The 17,925-nt window shown below is 51.3% G+C and carries 15 protein-coding genes; 6 read left to right on the top strand and 9 right to left on the bottom strand.

Annotated elements, in window-relative coordinates; genetic code table 11:
• The first annotated feature begins 158 nt into the window (after positions 1 to 158).
• From B7992_RS12530 to B7992_RS12515, 4 genes are all read left to right on the top strand, one after another.
• Positions 159 to 1,736, top strand: a complete 1,578-nt coding sequence (locus B7992_RS12530) for a hypothetical protein (protein WP_141100463.1) — start codon at positions 159 to 161, stop codon at positions 1,734 to 1,736.
• Entirely contained in the window at positions 1,736 to 2,458 is a 723-nt protein-coding gene (locus B7992_RS12525; protein WP_088666428.1) for a hypothetical protein, read from the top strand. Before B7992_RS12530 ends, B7992_RS12525 begins: the two co-directional genes overlap by 1 nt.
• A gap of 61 nt (positions 2,459 to 2,519) precedes the next feature.
• On the top strand, positions 2,520 to 3,698 hold the full coding sequence (locus tag B7992_RS12520) for an efflux RND transporter periplasmic adaptor subunit (protein WP_088666427.1): 1,179 nt from the start codon (positions 2,520 to 2,522) through the stop codon (positions 3,696 to 3,698).
• Between the two features lie 18 nt (positions 3,699 to 3,716).
• The gene (locus tag B7992_RS12515) at positions 3,717 to 6,776 is read left to right on the top strand and encodes an efflux RND transporter permease subunit (RefSeq protein WP_073155647.1); all 3,060 of its coding nucleotides are present in this window, start codon (positions 3,717 to 3,719) and stop codon (positions 6,774 to 6,776) included.
• Between the two features lie 2 nt (positions 6,777 to 6,778).
• Here B7992_RS12515 and B7992_RS12510 read toward each other — a convergent pair whose 3' ends face one another.
• A complete protein-coding gene (locus tag B7992_RS12510; protein ID WP_073156709.1) occupies positions 6,779 to 7,054 on the bottom strand; it encodes a septum formation initiator family protein in 276 nt (91 codons plus the stop codon).
• 8 nt (positions 7,055 to 7,062) lie between these two features.
• Positions 7,063 to 7,980: a DNA-processing protein DprA gene (locus B7992_RS12505; RefSeq protein ID WP_073155650.1), complete on the bottom strand. Its 918-nt coding sequence runs from the start codon at positions 7,978 to 7,980 to the stop codon at positions 7,063 to 7,065.
• Between B7992_RS12505 and mazG the strand changes: the two genes are divergently transcribed.
• Positions 7,981 to 8,790, top strand: coding sequence for a nucleoside triphosphate pyrophosphohydrolase (gene mazG / locus B7992_RS12500; RefSeq protein ID WP_073233575.1), 810 nt, complete (start codon positions 7,981 to 7,983; stop codon positions 8,788 to 8,790).
• A gap of 582 nt (positions 8,791 to 9,372) precedes the next feature.
• Here the strand turns inward: mazG and fusA are convergent.
• The gene (gene fusA, locus B7992_RS12495) at positions 9,373 to 11,502 is read right to left on the bottom strand and encodes an elongation factor G (protein ID WP_073155656.1); all 2,130 of its coding nucleotides are present in this window, start codon (positions 11,500 to 11,502) and stop codon (positions 9,373 to 9,375) included.
• Between the two features lie 197 nt (positions 11,503 to 11,699).
• Complete coding sequence (locus B7992_RS12490) at positions 11,700 to 12,329, bottom strand: EcsC family protein (RefSeq protein WP_073155659.1); 630 nt, start codon at positions 12,327 to 12,329, stop codon at positions 11,700 to 11,702.
• 416 nt (positions 12,330 to 12,745) lie between these two features.
• On the opposite strand from B7992_RS12490, the gene B7992_RS12485 reads away from it, so the two are divergent.
• Positions 12,746 to 12,973 carry a hypothetical protein gene (locus B7992_RS12485; protein WP_141100462.1) on the top strand — a complete coding sequence of 76 codons (228 nt, stop codon included), beginning with the start codon at positions 12,746 to 12,748 and terminating at the stop codon, positions 12,971 to 12,973.
• Between the two features lie 81 nt (positions 12,974 to 13,054).
• Here B7992_RS12485 and B7992_RS12480 read toward each other — a convergent pair whose 3' ends face one another.
• The 5 genes from B7992_RS12480 to B7992_RS12460 all read right to left on the bottom strand — a co-directional run bounded on the left by B7992_RS12480 (position 13,055) and on the right by B7992_RS12460 (position 17,827).
• Positions 13,055 to 13,390, bottom strand: a complete 336-nt coding sequence (locus B7992_RS12480) for a hypothetical protein (protein WP_073155664.1) — start codon at positions 13,388 to 13,390, stop codon at positions 13,055 to 13,057.
• A 147-nt stretch (positions 13,391 to 13,537) separates the two neighbouring features.
• Positions 13,538 to 14,299, bottom strand: a complete 762-nt coding sequence (gene map, locus B7992_RS12475) for a type I methionyl aminopeptidase (protein ID WP_073155667.1) — start codon at positions 14,297 to 14,299, stop codon at positions 13,538 to 13,540.
• Positions 14,300 to 14,452: 153 nt separating this feature from the next.
• On the bottom strand, positions 14,453 to 15,853 hold the full coding sequence (locus tag B7992_RS12470) for a DEAD/DEAH box helicase (protein WP_073282767.1): 1,401 nt from the start codon (positions 15,851 to 15,853) through the stop codon (positions 14,453 to 14,455).
• Between the two features lie 13 nt (positions 15,854 to 15,866).
• A complete protein-coding gene (locus tag B7992_RS12465) occupies positions 15,867 to 17,141 on the bottom strand; it encodes a hypothetical protein (RefSeq protein WP_073155672.1) in 1,275 nt (424 codons plus the stop codon).
• Entirely contained in the window at positions 17,138 to 17,827 is a 690-nt protein-coding gene (locus B7992_RS12460) for a hypothetical protein (protein ID WP_088666425.1), read from the bottom strand. Before B7992_RS12460 ends, B7992_RS12465 begins: the two co-directional genes overlap by 4 nt.
• Positions 17,828 to 17,925 lie beyond the last annotated feature (98 nt).

Genomic DNA, 17,925 nt, shown 5'->3' with positions numbered 1-17,925 from the left:
AACGAAAAGGCGGTGGCGGGGCGGCTGTTTTCGGCTTTTCCACTGCCTTTTTTCTGAATTTTTGCGGAAAAACGTATTTATAGGCCGTTGCGGCCGCCTGAGGTTTGGTTTATGGTGGGTGAGTTTTCTATTTTTGGGGCATGCGCAAGATTTCGTTGATGTCTTTTGTTAAGGTTATGGCCTGTGCGGCCAGTTTGTTGGCTGTTCAATCTTTTGCACAGCCCCGTGATTTATTTGCTGAATTTGAGGAAGAAGCCGCTGTGGCCGATAAGGCCGCCGCTGATTCTGTAGAGGCTGCCAAGAAGGCCGAGGCGGATAAGAAAGCCACCGAAGAAAAAGTCGAGGCGGAACGCGTAGCTGCCGAAAAGCAAGCCGCCGAAGAAAAGGCCGCCGCCGAGAAGGCTGCAGACAAGGCTGCCGCTGATAGCGCCGCTGCTGCCCAGGCGGCTGCTGCCGCTCCCGTAAAGACCGAAGAAGAATTGGCTGCTGAACAGGCTGCAAAAAGAGCTGCTGCAGAAAAGGCGGCTAACATCATGCGCTCAACGGCAGAAGGTGCCGCTGCCGAAGCAGAAAAGGCTAGGGCTGCGTCCGATTCCTCCGCTGCCTCGCAGGACCCCTACGAAGGTGTAGACCGCAACGAACTTTACGCCCGCGAAATGCAGCGCATCAGTGATTCCCTGCAGTATATCAGCGATTCTATCGCTCTTGCTCAAATGACTGCCGATAGCATTGCCGCTGTCGAAAAGGCTAGGAACGATAGCATCCAGGCTTATAACGATTCTATTCAGGCAGCCAGCGCCAGTTCTACAGCAATTCCCTCTTCCAGCTCCATGAGCCGTCGCGACATTCTTGGCCCCGTCAAGGTTTCCAAGGTGAATGGCCTCGACGATATGAAGGGTAAGTACAAGAGCCCCCGCAAGGCCATGTTCATGTCTCTGGTGGTGCCGGGCGCCGGTCAGCTGTATGTGGGCGGATCCACCTTTACCAAGGTCCGCGGTGGTGTTTATCTAGCTCTCGAAGCCGCTCTCTGGGGTAGCTGGTATTACTATTCCGTGTACAAGTATGATCGACAGGTAAACAGATACAAGAACTTTGCCAACGACCATTTCTCCATTGGTACCTACGAAACGAAGATGCGTAAACTGTATAAGGATGTTTCTGAGAATGGGGCTGAATTCCGTTCCCGTTACCTCGGTTCTCGTGAGTCCTTTTGCGAAGCCATTTTTGGTGATGCGAATAGGGAAGGTTGCTACAACGATTCTTACGTCTACTACAAGGATACTGACTATAGAAATCGTTTTGTCAATAATCCTAAGTCGCTGGGTGATGATCGCAAGAAGAACGGCTTTTACGATGAATCTGCTGTGTACCAGCATGTGTCCGATGGCTCTTACGTGCTGGGCTGGGACGACGTGAAGGACGAAGCTGTTGCTGCAAGCCTTGATCTTGAAACTAACGGTTCCGAAGTTGTGGCCCTAGGTACATCCTCCAATCAGGACACCTACCGCAGCATGCGCAACAAGGCTAACGACTATGCCGATATGCAGGCCTGGTTCTTTGGCGGCATCATCCTGAACCACATTGTGTCTGCCGTTGATGCAGCCTTTACGGCCCACGCTCATAACAAGGCTCTGTATCAGGAAGATCTTTCCTGGTATGACCGTCTCCACTTTGACGGTGGTGTAGTTCTTGGTGAATCTGTTGGCGTAAATGTAATGGCTAGCTGGGGATTCTAATGAAGACTTTTGGAAAGGTCCTTCAAGTTCTACTTCTTGCCGCCGCGGTCGCTTTTTCGCAGGTGGTCATCTCTGTTGATGACAATGTTTCTAAGAATAGCGACAAGAGCTGGTGGAAAGCCATGGGTGCTTCGGCACTCCTTCCGGGTATGGGCGAACTGTACCTGGGCGAGCAGGAATTTGTGCGGCCTTTCGTGTGGACCGACGTTGCCCTGTGGGTGACTGCCTTTGGATCCTATTTTATTGGTGAACGCTATGTGACATCCGCTCACGGATATGCGGTTCGTCACGCAGGGCTTAATACTTCCAGCAAGAACGTCGATATGCTGAATACCGTGGGCGATTATCGTAGCCGTGGCGGTGTTGACGGTCAGAACTCTTCACCTGATATGGATGAAGATTACAATCAGGCCATGATTCGTGCTGGCAAGAAAATCGATGAAGACCTGTCGGCTGAAATCCAGTGGGACTGGGGTAGCTCCGACAATCCCGAAACTTCGGAACACATTGATGAATATAAAAGTCGCTTGCGCCATTATCGTGTGAGCCGCATCGTTTTCCAGGCTAGTGTTGGTGCGTTGGTCTTGAATCGTGTGGTTTCTATGCTGAACACAATCCGTGTTTATCGACGTACTTCTTCTAAGGCCTTCTCGGAACGGATTGAGTTTGTTCCCGAGTTCTATGAAGATGGAAGCGGCTTGTTGATGAACGTTAAATTTTAGGCGGATTTAGGCAGCTGTTTGAGACTGCGGAGCACCTAAACAACATTATAGGATTGAACAAATGCATGCAGGTACTTCTAATTTTTTAAAGGCATTCCCCATAAAGTTTGCGATTCTAATTGCGACGTTCATTTCGTTGTTGTTAGTGGGGTGTAGCGATGAAGCTCCTGGTGCAAAGGTGCCTGCTTTCAAGGCTCCTGATTCCAAGGCTGCGGTCAAGAGTGGTGCGCCCGGTGGTAAGGGGCCCGGTGGCCCTGGTGGTCGTGGCAACAAGACTTTCGCCGTTGAAGGTTATATTGCAGAATTCCACAAGCCCAGTGGATCTTTCCAGACAATGGCTACCTTGGAAGCTTTGAACCGTGTGGAGTTGTCCGCTGCCGCCAACGGTCGTCTGGTGAATCTTTATGCAAAGGATGGCGCTTCTGTACAGAAGGGTTCGCTCCTTGCCAAGATTGATGATTCCGAATTGAAGGCACAGTTGAAGCAGGCTGAATCCAGTCTGCATCTGGCTCAGCAGAAAATGGAACGTACCAAGGGTTTGGTCGAAAAGAACGCCGCGACGACGACGGATATGGAAGCTGCTGAAGCCTCCCTCAAGTCTGCCGAGGCCAGCGTCGAATTGATAAAGGCTCAGATTGCAAAGACTGAAGTCCGTGCCCCCTTTAGCGGTAAACTCGGTTTTGTGAATGTTTCTGTGGGCGCCTGGGTGACCACGGGCACTTCCATTGCGACTTTAAGTGAAGTGACGAAATTGAAGGCCAAGTTCGCCTTGCCGCAACGATATGCGACTACCTTGAAGGTGGGCAATCCCATTACCTTGATTGACGAAGAACGGGCCATCCAGAAAGTGGGGAAGGTGACCGCCCTTGACGCCACGATTTCGGAAAGCAGCCGTACCCGCCAGATTATGGTGACCGTGGATAATTCCAAGGGCGAATTGATTGCTGGCGGTTATGCCAAGGTTAGCGTTGAATTGCAGTCTGGCCGAACCCAGACAATTCCCGTTCCCGCCGAAGCTCTTACGCTGGACAAGGATGGCGCCTATATCTTTGTGGTGCAGGATGGCAAGGCTTCTATGCGCCGTGTGGAGACGGGCCTTCGCACTCCCATTGCAGTTGATGTAATTTCTGGGCTGAATGAAGGCGATACCGTTATTACTTCGGGCTTGATTAGCATCCGTCAGGGAAGTTCTGTTCGTATCCGTGAAATCCGTAACAACACCGATTACGAAGTGGATTAGACGAGAGACGAAAGAAAAATGAGTGTTGCAAATCTATCTGTTCGCAGACCTGTCCTAATGACGGTGATGGCCTTGGTCATCATCTTGCTTGGCGCCTTCGGTATGAGTGAGTTGGGTATTCGTGAATACCCGAACGTAGACTATCCCATTATTCAGGTTAGAACTTCTTATCCTGGCGCAAACGCTGCCGTGGTGGAAGCCGAAGTTACCGAAGTCCTGGAATCATCCATTAACAGTGCCCCGGGTATTAAGGCCCTGACCTCTACCAGCTCCGATGGCTTTTCTTATATCAGTGTGGAGTTTGAAACGGGCATGGATCTGGAGGATGCCGCCAACGATATCCGTGACCGCGTAAGCCGTGTCCGCCGTAAATTGCCTGACGATGTGGACGAACCGACGGTGAACAAGAGCGACTCCGATTCCGACCCCATCTTGATGATCAGCTTGGTCAGCGATAAGCTGGACGCCATGGACGTTTCTGAAATCGCACGCAATCATGTGAAGGAACGTCTGCAGACCATTAACGGTGTTTCCGAAGTGGTTATCTGGGGTGAAAAGCAGCCTACAGTGCGTCTGTGGATTGACCCCATCCGTATGCAGGCCATGGGCGTTACCGGAAGCGAAATGAGTGCCGCCCTTTCCAAGGGCAACCTGGAACTTCCCGCAGGCTCTATCGAAGGTTCCGAAACAACCCTTTCTATTCGTACTCTGGGCCGAATTTCTGACCCGGAAGCTTTTGCAAACATTGCGGTAAAAACTGCGGCCGATGGCACTGTAATTCGCGTGTCCGACGTTGCTAACATCCATTACGAACCGCTGGATACCCGTAAGGGATTTAGACGTAACGGCAAGAACACGGTGACCTGCGCTCTGGTGGCTCAGCCTGGCAGTAACCATGTGAACATCGCTGACGAATTCTACAAGCGTGTGGAAGAACTCCGCCGGGAATTGCCTGAGGGTGTCGAGATGCTTTATGGCCGCGACACTTCCATTAATATCCGCGCTTCCATCAAGGAAGTGGTGGAGACCATCTTTGTGGCGTTCCTTCTGGTGATTGCCATTATCTTTGCATTCCTGCGTGAAGGCCGTACGACAATTATCCCCATGGTGGTGGTGCCGGTGGCTGTGATTGGAAGTTTCTTTGTGCTGTACCTTTGCGGCTTTAGCATTAACGTTCTGACGCTTCTGGCCATGGTGCTTGCCATTGGCCTTGTGGTGGATGATGCTATCGTGATTGTGGAAAACATTTACGACAAGATTGAAAAGGGCATGACACCTAAGCAGGCTGCCGTGGCGGGAACAAATGAAATCTTCTTTGCCGTGATTGCAACGTCTGTGGTCTTGATGGCTGTGTTCATTCCGGTGCTTGCCCTGGGCGGTACCACGGGTCTTCTATTCCGCGAATTTGTGGCGGTGATGATCGGGACGGTCTTCCTTTCTACCACTTGCGCCTTGACGCTTTCTCCCATGCTTTGTTCGAAGTTCTTGCGTCATCAGAAGAAGGGATCGTTCTACAAGATAACGGAACCGTTCTTTGAAGGTCTGAATAAAATTTATGCCGTGCTTCTGGGTGGCTTCCTTAGATTGCGTTTCTTGTTGTTCCCGGTGGTAGCCGGGCTCCTGTTTGCGGCTTATTTCTGCTTCAACAACATGAGCTCTGAAATGGCTCCCACAGAAGATTCGGGCTCTGTCATGGTGAACGTGAATATGCCCGAAGGTGTGACTCTTACCCGTACCAAGCGCATGGCCGATGCGTTTGTGGATGAGGTCATGACCATTCTGGATAGCGGTGAGTATAAGGAAGTGCAGGCTGGCGCCTGGAATGCCGGTAACTCCAGAATTCGTTTGTCCTTGAATGACGACAAGACGGCTCGTCGCCCCCAGAGCGAAATTGCCCATGCCATCCAGATTCTGGGTAACGAATACCCGGACTTGCGCGTGATGGTGTTTGAACCTCAGAGCATCAGTACCCAGCGAGGTGGTCTGCCGGTGCAGTTCGTGTTGCAGGCGGGGTCCATCGAAACTTTGCGTACCTTGGTTCCCAAGTTCATGGAAGCGGCTAGCAAGAGCCCCATATTCAGCGTGGTGAACACCAACCTGAAATTTACCAAGCCTGAATTACATATTGAAATCCTGCGAGACAAGGCTGACGAGGAAGGGGTATCCGTAAATGATATAGCCCAGGCCGTTCAGCTTTCTATCAGCGAAAAGAGCTATGGTGAATATTATCGTGAAGGCCGCCAGTACGACGTGATTGGTGCCGTGGGTTATCAGTACCGCAGCTCTCCCCAGAATCTTTCTCTGTTGACGGTGAAGAACCGCAAGGGGGAGGCCGTTAGCCTGGATAACTTCATCACTTATAAGGAACGTTCTGCATCTCCGTCGTTGCCCCGTTACAACCGATTCAGTTCTGCGACCATTCAGGCAGGGCTTGTTCCCGGGATGACCATCGGCGATGGCGTTGAAGAAATGCGCAGAATCGCTAAGGATGTACTGAAGGAATACCCCAACGTGAGCACGACCCTTAGCGGTGCTTCCAAGGAATTCGAGGAAAGTTCTTCGGGATTGTATATCGTGTTCTTGCTGGCTCTGGCGCTGGTGTTCCTGGTGCTGGCGGGTCAGTTTGAAAGTTTCCGCGCTCCCCTGGTGATTTTCTTTACGGTGCCCCTGGCTTTGGCCGGTGCGTTGGCTTGCCTCTACCTGACAGGTCAGACCTTGAATATCTTCAGTGAGATTGCCTTGATTCTGTTGATTGCCCTTGTGACCAAGAACGGCATCCTGATTGTGGAATTTGCAAATCAGATTGCGGCGGCTACCGGATGTACAAAGCTTGAGGCGGCTAGGCAGGCGGCGACCCGCCGCTTCCGCCCAATCCTTATGACGAGCCTTTCTACGGTATTGGGCGCAGTGCCCCTGATCCTCACGGGCACGCCTAGCCGTATCGCAATGGGTATTGCCATTGCGGGCGGTCTCACCTTTGCGACCTTCATGACGCTCTTTGTGGTGCCTGCGGCCTATAGCTACTTCGCCGGCAAGGTGGAGCACGTCAGCTCTACTGACGCAAGTAAGATGGCTTAAAATTATTCAACTAGCTGGAAGACGACTTCACCCTTGCGGCTCATGCCATAGCGTGTGCGGAGAAGCCCTTCCTTGTAGAGGGAGTCGGTCTTCAGTTGCTGAATCTGCACTTTGCGCTTGTCGATCACCATCTGCAGCGAATCAATCTGATGCTGGTAGCTGGCGATCTCGCGGTTGATTCTACGCTGCTGTCTGATGCTGTTCTTTCCGAACATCATCTGGGCCACTACGATGATGGCGAAGATAAACAGTGCGAGAATGACTAAGTGCTTCTTCAAGCTCAAAACTAAAGGCTCCCATTAAAGTAGAACTGCATATTGTCCTTCGTCTGGACCAATCCTGCAATCTCAAGTTCCGTTAATATAGCTAAAATGTTGCCAGTCTTAAAGTTACAATCCGCTTGAATTTCTGAAAAAGTCTTGCGGAATCCGTTGAACTTTGTAAAAATCATGGTGGCCTCCTGGGAAAGCTGGCAGCCGGTGTGGGCGAGATTCTGCAAAGAGGGAGCTTCCTGGCTATGGGCGGTCAAGGGAATTCCTGCCTGCACTCTCAGACTTTCCGGTAAAAAAATTGGCTTTGCCTTCCCGCAGTCCAAATAAAGATTGGGGCCGCAGGCCACTTCGCTGTCAAAATCTCCCGGCACGGCTAATAGCAACTTGCCCTCGCCAAGGCAGTAATCCGCCGTGATCAGGGCCCCGCCCTTGTTCTTGCTCTGTACCAGTACCGTAGCGCGGCTAAGACCGCTGATGATGCGGTTACGGGCCGGAAACATGCCCTTCAGGGAGGCCTGGTCGCCGGCGTACTCGCTAAGGATGGCGCCTCCGGATTCCAGGATGCGGCGGGCCAGGTCGGCGCGTTCTCCGGGGATTCTTGCGTCGATTCCCTGGGCGATGACGGCGATGGTGGGGAGGCCCGCCTCCAGGGCGGCTTCGTGGCAGTAGCTGTCGATGCCTTGAGCAAGCCCCGAGACGATGACCGCCTTGGTGCCTTTCAGGGAATGTACCAGCCTGCGGCAAAGTTCTGGGGCGGAACTGCCTGGACGTCGGGTGCCTACCATGGCAATTCCAATGGAGTCTTTTTCTGGCAGTGCGCCCTTGTAGAATAGACGCTTTGGCCTCAAAGACGATTCGCCCAGCAGTAGCGGAAACAGTTTCGGTTCTAATTCCTGGCTGACGTACTCTTCGGCTTTTCTATTTTTACCCATATGAAGTATTCCTTTCAAGATCTTGTGAATATCATGGCCACCCTCCGCTCGGAAAATGGCTGCCCCTGGGACCGTAAGCAGACGCACCAGTCCCTGCTCCCCTACTTGGTGGAAGAATCCCACGAATATATCGACGCAGCCCAGGCCAACGACAAGGTTCACATGGCCGAGGAACTGGGAGATGTGCTCTTCCAGGTGGTATTCCATTCACAGGTCGCGAAGGACAATGGCGATTTCTGTATCGACGACGTTGTGCAGGGAATCTGCGAAAAAATGGTCCGACGTCATCCTCATGTGTTTGGCGATGCCAAGGTGGATGATGCCTCCGAGGTGACCCGTAGATGGGAACGCATCAAGGCTGCGGAAAAGAACAATCAGGACATGGTCGGCAAGTCCGCTATGGATAAAGTAAGCAAGAGCATGCCCACGCTGGCCCGTGCCCAGGAAATCCAGCGGCGTGCCGCCAAGGTCGGATTTGATTGGGTCGAGGCAGAACCTGTATTCAACAAAGCTGTGGAGGAATTTAGCGAATTCCGTGCCGAAATGCAAGCCTCCTCTGCGGAATGCAACAACATCGACCGCATGGAAGATGAGTTCGGCGATATCTTGTTCAGCCTGGTGAACGTGGCCCGCCATTGCGGCTTCAATGCGGCCCTGGCACTGGAACGGGCCAACACCAAGTTCGAAAAGCGCTTCCGTATCGTGGAACAGATGGCTCGCGACGAAGGCAAGGAAATGAAGGAGGAAACTCCTGAACGTCTGCAGGAATTCTGGCGCGCTGCCAAGAAGGCCACAAAGGTGCAGCCCTAGGCCGCCGATTTAATACAAATTGGAACGTTCTTTTTGGGAATAGGGGTTTAGCAGAAAAAGTTTCCGCTAACCGTTTTGCGAGGTATATTATTATCGTGCTTCCAATCTATTTCTGGTTCTAGAGAAGGGATGCCGGATCGAACCATACGGGTAGGAATAGATAGGAAGCACACTTGTTCTCTTCTAATTCCACTGAGTCCCGCGGGCTTGTCCCGCGGGGCTCTTGTGTATTTATGGGAGGGTGTCGGTAAAACACCCTTCCTTGTGTTGTGTACATGTGAAAAAGTCCCGCGGTTTCCCGCGGGACTTCTTCTAATTCTGAGTTGAACTCAATTAAACGTTTTGACACCTTTGGCGTTCGCAGCTTCGGCTCAGCAATAAAATTGAGTGTTCTTGATTTTACTGCATTCGCCTTGCGTGCTTTTCGCGAGAGCATGGGCTTACGAGAGGTTCTATCCAGCCTTAGCCCATGCGGTCTTACTGTGAGCAAAAGAAAAAGACTGGTGTGAACCAGTCTTTTCCTTTTCGCGAGAGCTAGCGAGGCTTGGGAAGTTCTATCCCATTGTCGAGCTAGCGGTCAAGTTAAGCGCGTGCGCCAGCCTTGTCGCCGTACTTCTTGATGAGTTCTTCCTGGATGTTCTTGGGAACCGGAGAGTACTTGCAGAATTCCATGGTGAATTCTGCCTTACCCTGGGTCATAGAACGCAGGTCAGTTGCGTAGCCGAACATTTCAGACAGCGGAACTTCAGCGGTGATGGTGGTCATGCCCAGTTCTTCGTTAGTACCAGCGATGGTACCACGACGCTGAGAAACGTTACCAACAACGGAACCCTGGAATTCGGTCGGGGTCTGGATTTCAACCTTCATGATCGGTTCGAGGATCTGAGCGCCGGCCTTAGCGAAAGCTTCGCGGAAAGCCATACGAGCAGCAACCTGGAAGGCCATATCAGAGGAGTCAACCGGGTGGAATGCACCATCCTGAACGTCCATTTCGATACCCACAACCGGGAAGCCGATCAAGGAACCTGCTTCCATGCAGCTCTGGAAACCCTTATCGCAGGACGGGATGTATTCCTTAGGAATACGGCCGCCAACGACGGAGTTAACGAAGTTGTAAACCTTTTCGGAGTCGCCTTCGACAGCCATCGGACGCATTTCGCCGACAACCTTAGCGTACTGACCGCTACCACCGGTCTGCTTCTTATGAGTGTAGTCGAACTTGGAAGAACGAGTGATGGTTTCGCGGTATGCAACCTGCGGAGCACCAGTCTGGACGTCAACCTTGTATTCACGACGCATACGTTCGATGTAAACGTCAAGATGAAGTTCGCCCATACCCTTGATGATGGTTTCGCCAGATTCCTTGTTAACTTCAACCTGGAAGGTGGGGTCTTCCTTGGTGAAGCGGTTCAGAGCCTTAGACATGTTGTCCAGGTCGTCACGGTTCTTAGCTTCGATCACCAGTTCGATAACCGGGTTAGGAACGTGCATGGAGGTCATGTTGTAGTGGTTCTTGCCATCGGTAAAGGTAGTACCGGATGCGCAGTCAATACCGAACAGAGCAACGATGTCGCCTGCACCAGCTTCGGTGATATCCACCATTTCATCAGCGTGCATACGAACGAGACGGCCAACGGAAACCTTCTTGGTGGTTGCCATGTTGGTGATCATGTCGCCCTTCTTGATGGTACCCTGGTAAACGCGGATGTAGGTCAGCTGACCATAGCGGTCGTTGACCAGCTTGAATGCGTAGCAAACCAGCGGTTCAGCATCTTCGGACTTCAGGACAACTTCTGCTTCGTTGTTGTCGATGTCCAGAGCCTTGTTTTCAACTTCGGTCGGGTTCGGGAGGTAGTCCACAACACCGTCGAGGAGCTTCTGGATACCAATGTTCTTGTGAGCGGAACCCATGAACACCGGAGTGATTTCGAGAGAAATGGTAGCTTCGCGGATGGTCTTCTTGATGAGATCCTTGTCGATTTCATCAACGCCATACATGCCTTCCATAGCCTTTTCCATGATTTCGTCGTTGTAGTCTGCGCAGCAGTCAACGAGCTTTTCACGGTATTCCTGAGCCTGGTCAACCAGTTCAGCCGGAATTTCCTTTTCGATCATGTCGTCGCCGTTGGCGCCTTCGAAGTAGTAGGCCTTCATTTCAACCAGGTCGACCACACCCTTCAGTTGGTCTTCGAGACCGATAGGAATCTGCATAACGCAGGGCTTGTGGTTCAGCTTTTCCTTGAGCATAACTGCAACGCGGAGCGGATTTGCACCGGAACGGTCGCACTTGTTGACAAACACAACGCGGGGCACATGATAGCGGCGCATCTGGCGGTCAACGGTAATAGACTGAGACTGAACGCCTTCCACGCCGGTAAGAACGAGGATAGCACCGTCAAGCACACGGAGAGAACGTTCAACTTCGATAGTGAAGTCCACGTGCCCCGGGGTATCGATGATGTTGATGGTGTCAGCTTCGCCAGACTTGGTGTGAGTCCAGCTTGCGAAGGTAGCAGCAGACTGAATGGTAATGCCGCGTTCGCGTTCGAGTTCCATGGAGTCCATCGTGGCACCGACGCCGTCCTTACCACGAACTTCGTGGATAGCGTGAATACGCTTGGTGTAGTAGAGGATACGTTCGGTAAGAGTGGTCTTACCGGAGTCGATGTGGGCAGAAATACCAATGTTTCTGTGAGTTGCAATGTTTTTCATTTTTTATTCCACAAATGGAGTTGATGTTATTTGAGTTGCGCGCAAAGATAGAAAAAAAAGGGGGTGGGGTCAAGGGCGGGGTATTTTTGGGACCATTAAACAGCGAAATCCAGGCCTTTTTGACCCGGATTTCTTGAAATTTTTAAAAATAAAAGTTTTTTTATAGGTTTGCGGGACCGACCTGCTAACCCTATATATTAATCTTGGGGCTCGGCAGGTTCTGCATCCTGAACTTCCGGATCCTGGTCCGAAAGGGCCTTGAAGTAGGCAGCAGCCGTTTTTCCCACCTCGTTGGTGTCGTAGAAGGTGTAGGCTCCATTGCCGATGGCGCCGATGGCTGGGATGGCTCGGAGGGCCACTCGACCAAGCATCTTGGTAGAAACTTTCAGACCGATTTTCTGGAGGATCTTTTCCAGAGCGCTGAGGGAAAGCTTTTGCACGATAATGCGACTGCCGGTGCGGACTGCCAGGTCGCGGAGGAGGGAGGCGGCGCTGTGGCGGAAGAGGCACCAGACCATGGCTTCGCGGCTGAGGAGGGCTACCTTGCCATAAGTAGCGGCAATGTCGGAGACCAGCTGGGCCTGTATACGCCAGACGGAGGCAATGTCGGGGATGGAGGTCAGGACTCCGGTAAAGCCAGCGGGGATAGAAAGCGTGGCACTGACGGCTGCTGCCTTGATGGCTGCCTGCTGGGTCAGTTTCTTCACTTTTTCGCCGGGGTCGGCTGTTTCGACATAGAGGGATTCGGGAATCTCGGTAATCAGTTCGAAAAGAAGCTTGGAAAATTTATCCTTAAGCATGTCGGCGGTCTTGTCGTTTATTTCCATAGAGTCCTCTTGAATCCTTCTGGTGCAAAAAAAATGTGAGTGCCCTTGAAATATACAATAGAATTTGAGGATCGTTCATGAAATGCGCAAACATCAGTGTCTTATTTTGCGGAGGTTTTCGTTTCGTTCTACGATTATCGGAATTCTGGAAAGTAATCTAATGGCGGTTTGACAGCGAAGTGGAAAGATTGCTCGTGAAGTGATGATTCTCACGTTTGTGAGAGTTCCCTTTAAGAATTTTCGTTTTGTACGATATATCTAAAAGAATGATTGATAGGACCCTTGTAGACATGATGCAACCTATAAACTGACTTTCAAAAAGGAAGATGGTTCACCCGACAATGCCATGGCAGAAAAGGTTTTTGACTGGTGCCGGAGCGAATACGACTGGTTCCTAGAGTGGGGCGATGCTCCTTTTGGCAGATCTTGATATTGAGAAAAGCTTTAGTAATTGTCCCGATGTTAAGGGGATGAAATTCCTTGGGATTATATTCGGGGCCTTAGAAAAGCCGATTTTCCTTGAAGAATGGGAAAAAGGTGCGAGGCCTGCTGCCAAGAAACCTGCAGAAAAGAAGGTGACAGCGAAAAAGGCAACAGCAAAGAAATCGACTGCTGCGAAACCAAAAAACGCAAAAAAGAAATAATGGCTTAAACTGAAAAATCTCCGCCTCACTGGGGCGGAGATTTTTTTGAATGTCTCGTTTTCGGATCTATTTATTGATGGACTAGAACAATACCTTGGCCAGGCCTCCGGCTAATCCAGGAAGTGTATAGCGCAGAGTCTTATCGCCCAGCCAGTATTCCAGGGCTTCATCAATCCACTGTCGTTCGCTGGTAATCTTGCGGATCACGATGTCGGTACCTTTATCGGTATCATCAAAGTAATAGTAACCGCGGAACTTGATTGGGAAGATTTCTCCATGGAGCAACACGGAAACGTCTGCAGTTCCTTTGTCTGAATCTATAGACACGGACTGGACATCACCGAACTTCTTGACTAGTTCGTGATTCTTGACGAAGGCTACCACAGCTTTGTCGCGGAGATTACTGAGCAGAGACATTGTTGTGAAGAGTGAATAGTGAACAGTGAATAGTTGTGAGCGATGAGTAATGAGCTGTGAGCTAAAGTTAGGCGCCTTTGTCGCGATTATCTAGCTGAAAGGAGCCGAAGGCTCCGTCCTCATACCTCGCGCCTCACACCTTTTCGATTAGCGGGGGAGGGTCAGAATTTCGATGCCGTCCTTGGTCTTGACCACGGTGTGTTCCCACTGGGCGCTGAGGGTGCCATCGCGGGTCACTGCAGTCCAACCGTCAGACAGAGTCTTGGTGCCGGGCTTGCCTGCGTTCAGCATGGGCTCGACGGTGAACACGTTGCCGGGTTCAATGAAACTGGTCAGTTCGTTGTTGCGGAAGTGGAACACCAGGGGCTCTTCGTGGAAACCACGGCCGATACCATGACCGCAGTAGTCTTGAACTACGCTGAAACCGTGTTCGTCGGCAATGTCATTGATGGCGTAACCGATGTCGTTCCAGCGGGCACCCTGTTCGCCTGCAACGCGGATGCCTTCTTCCATGGCGAACTTGGCGGTGTCCACCAGTTCCTGTGCTAGCTTGCTGACCTTGCCTACGGTAAACATGGCGGAAGTGTCGCCGTGATAACCTTGGAGGATGGTGGTGATGTCGATGTTTACGATGTCGCCTTCCTTAAGGATGGTCTTGGCGTCGGGGATGCCGTGGCAGATAACTTCATTGATACTGATGCAGGCATAGCGGGGGTAACCGTGGTAACCCTTACAGGCGGAAATGCCCTTGTGCTGACGGGTGTAATCACCGATGAATTCATCGATTTCCAGGGTGCAGACACCGGGCTTGCACATTTCGCCTGCGCGAATCAGGGTTTCAGCTGCCAGAGCGCCTGCGTCGCGGATCAGTTCAATTTCTCTTGCGTTCTTTACTTTAATCTTAGCCATTTTGAGGTGTGAGCTCGCGCTTCGCGCTTTGAGGTATGAGGTCGCTCGCGTTGCTCGCTTTGAGGTGAGATTTTAAGGAACTATGTGGTAGAGTTTTTGGATATACCTCAGAGGCTCCTTTAGGAGCCGACCTCATACCTCATAGCCCAAGACCTATTTTTTCCAAACATACCGGTCCAGCAGGTAGGCTAGGAGCATCTGCTGATCCTGGGTTCCGTTAGCCAGTTCCCTGGCCAGGGGGATGAAGTGGCTGATGCGTTCCTTGGCCTTCTGTCCACCGAAGTGCTTGCTAACCTCTTGCAGTTGCTTGAGGGTGCGTTCGCCAACCTTCTTGGCGATGGCTTCGTTGGTCAGAGGTTCCTGCTTGATGAAATTGATACCGAAGTCTGCTGCAGTCTTCTTGATTTCAATTTCTTCCACCGGGGTAATCAGGGAAATGCAGACACCGCTACGGCCTGCACGGGCGGTACGTCCACTACGGTGTACGTACACTTCGTGATCATCGGGATGATCGTAAACGATTACGTGGGTAACATGGTCCACGTCAATACCGCGGGCGGCAACGTCTGTACAAATCAAGATGCGCAATTTCTTTTCGCGGAAGGCGTTTAGGGTCTTTTCGCGGAGAGACTGGCTAACGTCGCCAGACAACGCGCCAACGTTAAAACCGTAACCGGAAAGAACCTGTTCCAGATAGCTGACGTCGCATTTCTTGTTGCAGAAAATCATGCAACTTTCGGGGTTCTCATATTCCAGAACCTTGATGGTCATGGAATCCTTATCCATTACGTCGCAGGAATACCAGCGGTGTTCAAGATTGTTTGCGATAACCTTGTCATAAGACAGAGAAAGGAACTCTGCGGAGGGTCGCTGGAATTCGCGGGCCAGGCTCTTGACTGTCTGGGGAATGGTGGCACTGAACATGGTACAGGCCAACTGCTTGGGAAGATACTTGCGGATCTTCTGCATGTCGGGGTAGAAACCCATGGAAAGCATTTCGTCGGCTTCGTCCAGAACCAAGTCGCGGATGTCCAAAAAGTCTACGTTACCGCGCTGCACATGGTCCATCAGACGGCCCGGTGTGGCTACGATAATATGCACGCCTTCCTTAAGAGCCTTCAGCTGGGGTTCGTAAGAAACGCCACCGAAGATGGCTACAGACTTGATGCCTGTCCCTGCAGAAAGTTTCTGAACTTCGTCCTGCACCTGAATTGCCAATTCGCGGGTGGGCACCAGAATCAATGCCTGGGGAAACAGGTGGTCACGAACGATGACCTGCAAAAGGGGCAGCACGTATGCGCCGGTCTTGCCGGAACCTGTCTTGGACTGCACCAGCATATCGCGGGCGGCCAGCATATAGGGCATGGTCTTACGCTGGACGGGCATCAGGTCGGTCCAGCCGTGGCTTGCGAGAATGGCCTTCTGTTCGGCCGGCAGCATGTCAAAAGTATAGTCGGGGAGCTTGTGCTCGGGCTCAATAATATTAATCGGAGTCAAAAACGGATTGACTTTTGTTTCCTTGGAAACGTTTTCTTCTTTTACTTCTTCGCTCATAATGAGCGCAAAGTTAGAAAATTTTGTTCCAGTGGTATTCAATACCGAAGCTGATGAACCAGTCTACAGTGGATGCGCCAACTGTTGTGGGCTCCGCCGCAGCCTCGGGAGAGGGGTCTGTGTAGACATCGCGTCCGCGGCTAGAAATTCCTGTACGGACACTAAATCCATAATGGTCGAGGAATACGAATTGCCCGCCAAAACCTAGTAGGGCTCCCTTATAGGCGTCTTCAAACTTGACTCGGGATTCGTAAGATCTAGAAGGCTTGCTGACCGTATTCTTGACCGCGATATCTTCGGAGTAGAAACTGTATTGGAAACCCAGGAAGGCAAAACTGTGAATGTCGAGCCATTTGAAAGGATCGAAGGATTTAGAAAACATGACGTTTAGACCGACTTCGTGTTGCGTAAAGTCCCAGTGGTCCAACTCGTTATATATGGTATCCCTATCATCTGTTTTTGCGGCGTGTTTGGAATAACGATAGAATATTTCGCCGCCGATAAAGCCGTACCAAGTTCCGCCTGCGTACAAAGTAAATAATGGTGTGGAGTCGTCAATGAAATTCCACAGAGAAACGGAATCCTTGGTGGTGCGGTAATTGTGAATGCGACTTCTTGTGTGGCTGTTGTACCAGCTGTCCGGAGTAAAGGGAATTTGGGCCTGGGCGTAACCGGCTGAAATACCGGCCCATGCTCTGAAATCGGGAACTTCCTTGTAGAAGTCATCGGGTTCGGTTAGCTTCTTGGCCCGTTCTTCCTTGCTGAGCCTGCGGGTTGTATTGCGGTCGAAAAAGGTGCCTGCAATGTCGTCGCCAAGGGCGATCTTGTCGGCTTTCTTTGGTACTGTTCCCGCAGATCTTGGTTCAGAAGAGGTCTCGTCAAAAATGGCAATCAGGAGCTCGCTACCCTTGTCCGAAATGAACATGACGATCTTGTCTTCGACAGACTGAATCTTTGCACTCATGGAAGGGTGTCGTGCCTTGAGGTGGCCCGACGTTAGACCCGGCTCGATGTTGGCGCTGAGCCAGCTTCCGTAACGGACCGCGATAGAGTCTCGTTCCCATTCGCCTAGGGTACGGCATTTGGGTTCGCCGATGCCCATGTTGGTTCTGCGGAGGGAAAGGCAGAACTCCTTGGGGTCGATGGGAAGTTCCTTATCGATGTTCCAGATAAGAATGTCTGCATTCTGCCAGAGGGTCCACCTGGAATCGAAGTAGACGTTGCCTGCATTGGCGATGGTTATGAAGACGAATAACAGCAAACCGATTAAAGAACGGAAGGACTTCATTTATCCACTCCCGTATAAAGGTTGCTGCGAATCTGTCGCACGGAGGCTCGAACAAGAAGCTCCAGGTCCTGCAAACTGAACTTGACAATGGAGTGCTGAATTTCATCGACGGCGCTAAACAGCGGACGTTGCTTCAGATTGTCCCATAAAGTGTAGGATACGATGGCGCTGATATTCTGGACTACGGATTTTTCCTGACTTTCATTGTGGATCAGGGCGTAATCAAAGTAGTCTTCCCGCTTCAGGTCGGTTCCGACGATAACTTCATGAATCATTAAAATCTCGGGCGGCACTTTGCCTGCGCTGTCCTTGACGACGACTCCCTGTTCAGGAAGTTTGCCCTTCATGAAAATGCGGTCGTCCAGTTTCTGACTTTCTTCGGGGAAGCCGGCGAGGACTTTTTCCGAAAGGACATTCAGCTTGCTATATCCGCCGCGAAGTTCGTCCAGCATAATCTGGGCGCAGAATTCCGTTGACTTGATCTGGGTGCTGTCTCCAAAGTCAAGTCGCTTGGCAAACCAGCTGGTGCGTGTCAGGACAAATGCGTCCTGTACGCCGGCAACGGCCAGTTCCCCGTAGGGGGCCTTATGGTATGCGGGATGAGACTTGGTCCAATGATAACTTTGGCTGCACCCAACAAGAGTGCAAACCAGAATAGCTATCGTCAGAACAAGAACATTTCTCATAGCGATATTAGCGTAAAGCGTAAAGGTTAAAGTGTAAAGAAAAGGCGATTTCTAATCGCTAACGCATAATGTTGAACTTTTTCAAAAGATACTCATTT

The organism is Fibrobacter sp. UWH1 (assembly GCF_002210365.1).
Lineage (GTDB): Bacteria > Fibrobacterota > Fibrobacteria > Fibrobacterales > Fibrobacteraceae > Fibrobacter.
This window is presented reverse-complemented; position numbering and strand designations above follow the sequence as displayed.

Excerpts from the sequence above, each read along its gene's own strand:
- B7992_RS12520 (WP_088666427.1), top strand. The coding sequence starts at position 2,520 with ATGCATGCAGGTACTTCTAATTTTTTAAAGGCATTCCCCATAAAGTTT.
- B7992_RS12505 (WP_073155650.1), bottom strand. The coding sequence starts at position 7,980 with ATGGGTAAAAATAGAAAAGCCGAAGAGTACGTCAGCCAGGAATTAGAA.
- B7992_RS12490 (WP_073155659.1), bottom strand. The coding sequence starts at position 12,329 with ATGGAAATAAACGACAAGACCGCCGACATGCTTAAGGATAAATTTTCC.
- B7992_RS12470 (WP_073282767.1), bottom strand. The coding sequence starts at position 15,853 with ATGAGCGAAGAAGTAAAAGAAGAAAACGTTTCCAAGGAAACAAAAGTC.
- map (WP_073155667.1), bottom strand. The coding sequence starts at position 14,299 with ATGGCTAAGATTAAAGTAAAGAACGCAAGAGAAATTGAACTGATCCGC.
- B7992_RS12465 (WP_073155672.1), bottom strand. The coding sequence starts at position 17,141 with ATGAAGTCCTTCCGTTCTTTAATCGGTTTGCTGTTATTCGTCTTCATA.
- mazG (WP_073233575.1), top strand. The coding sequence starts at position 7,981 with ATGAAGTATTCCTTTCAAGATCTTGTGAATATCATGGCCACCCTCCGC.
- B7992_RS12460 (WP_088666425.1), bottom strand. The coding sequence starts at position 17,827 with ATGAGAAATGTTCTTGTTCTGACGATAGCTATTCTGGTTTGCACTCTT.
- B7992_RS12515 (WP_073155647.1), top strand. The coding sequence starts at position 3,717 with ATGAGTGTTGCAAATCTATCTGTTCGCAGACCTGTCCTAATGACGGTG.
- B7992_RS12530 (WP_141100463.1), top strand. The coding sequence starts at position 159 with ATGTCTTTTGTTAAGGTTATGGCCTGTGCGGCCAGTTTGTTGGCTGTT.
- B7992_RS12525 (WP_088666428.1), top strand. The coding sequence starts at position 1,736 with ATGAAGACTTTTGGAAAGGTCCTTCAAGTTCTACTTCTTGCCGCCGCG.
- fusA (WP_073155656.1), bottom strand. The coding sequence starts at position 11,502 with ATGAAAAACATTGCAACTCACAGAAACATTGGTATTTCTGCCCACATC.
- B7992_RS12480 (WP_073155664.1), bottom strand. The coding sequence starts at position 13,390 with ATGTCTCTGCTCAGTAATCTCCGCGACAAAGCTGTGGTAGCCTTCGTC.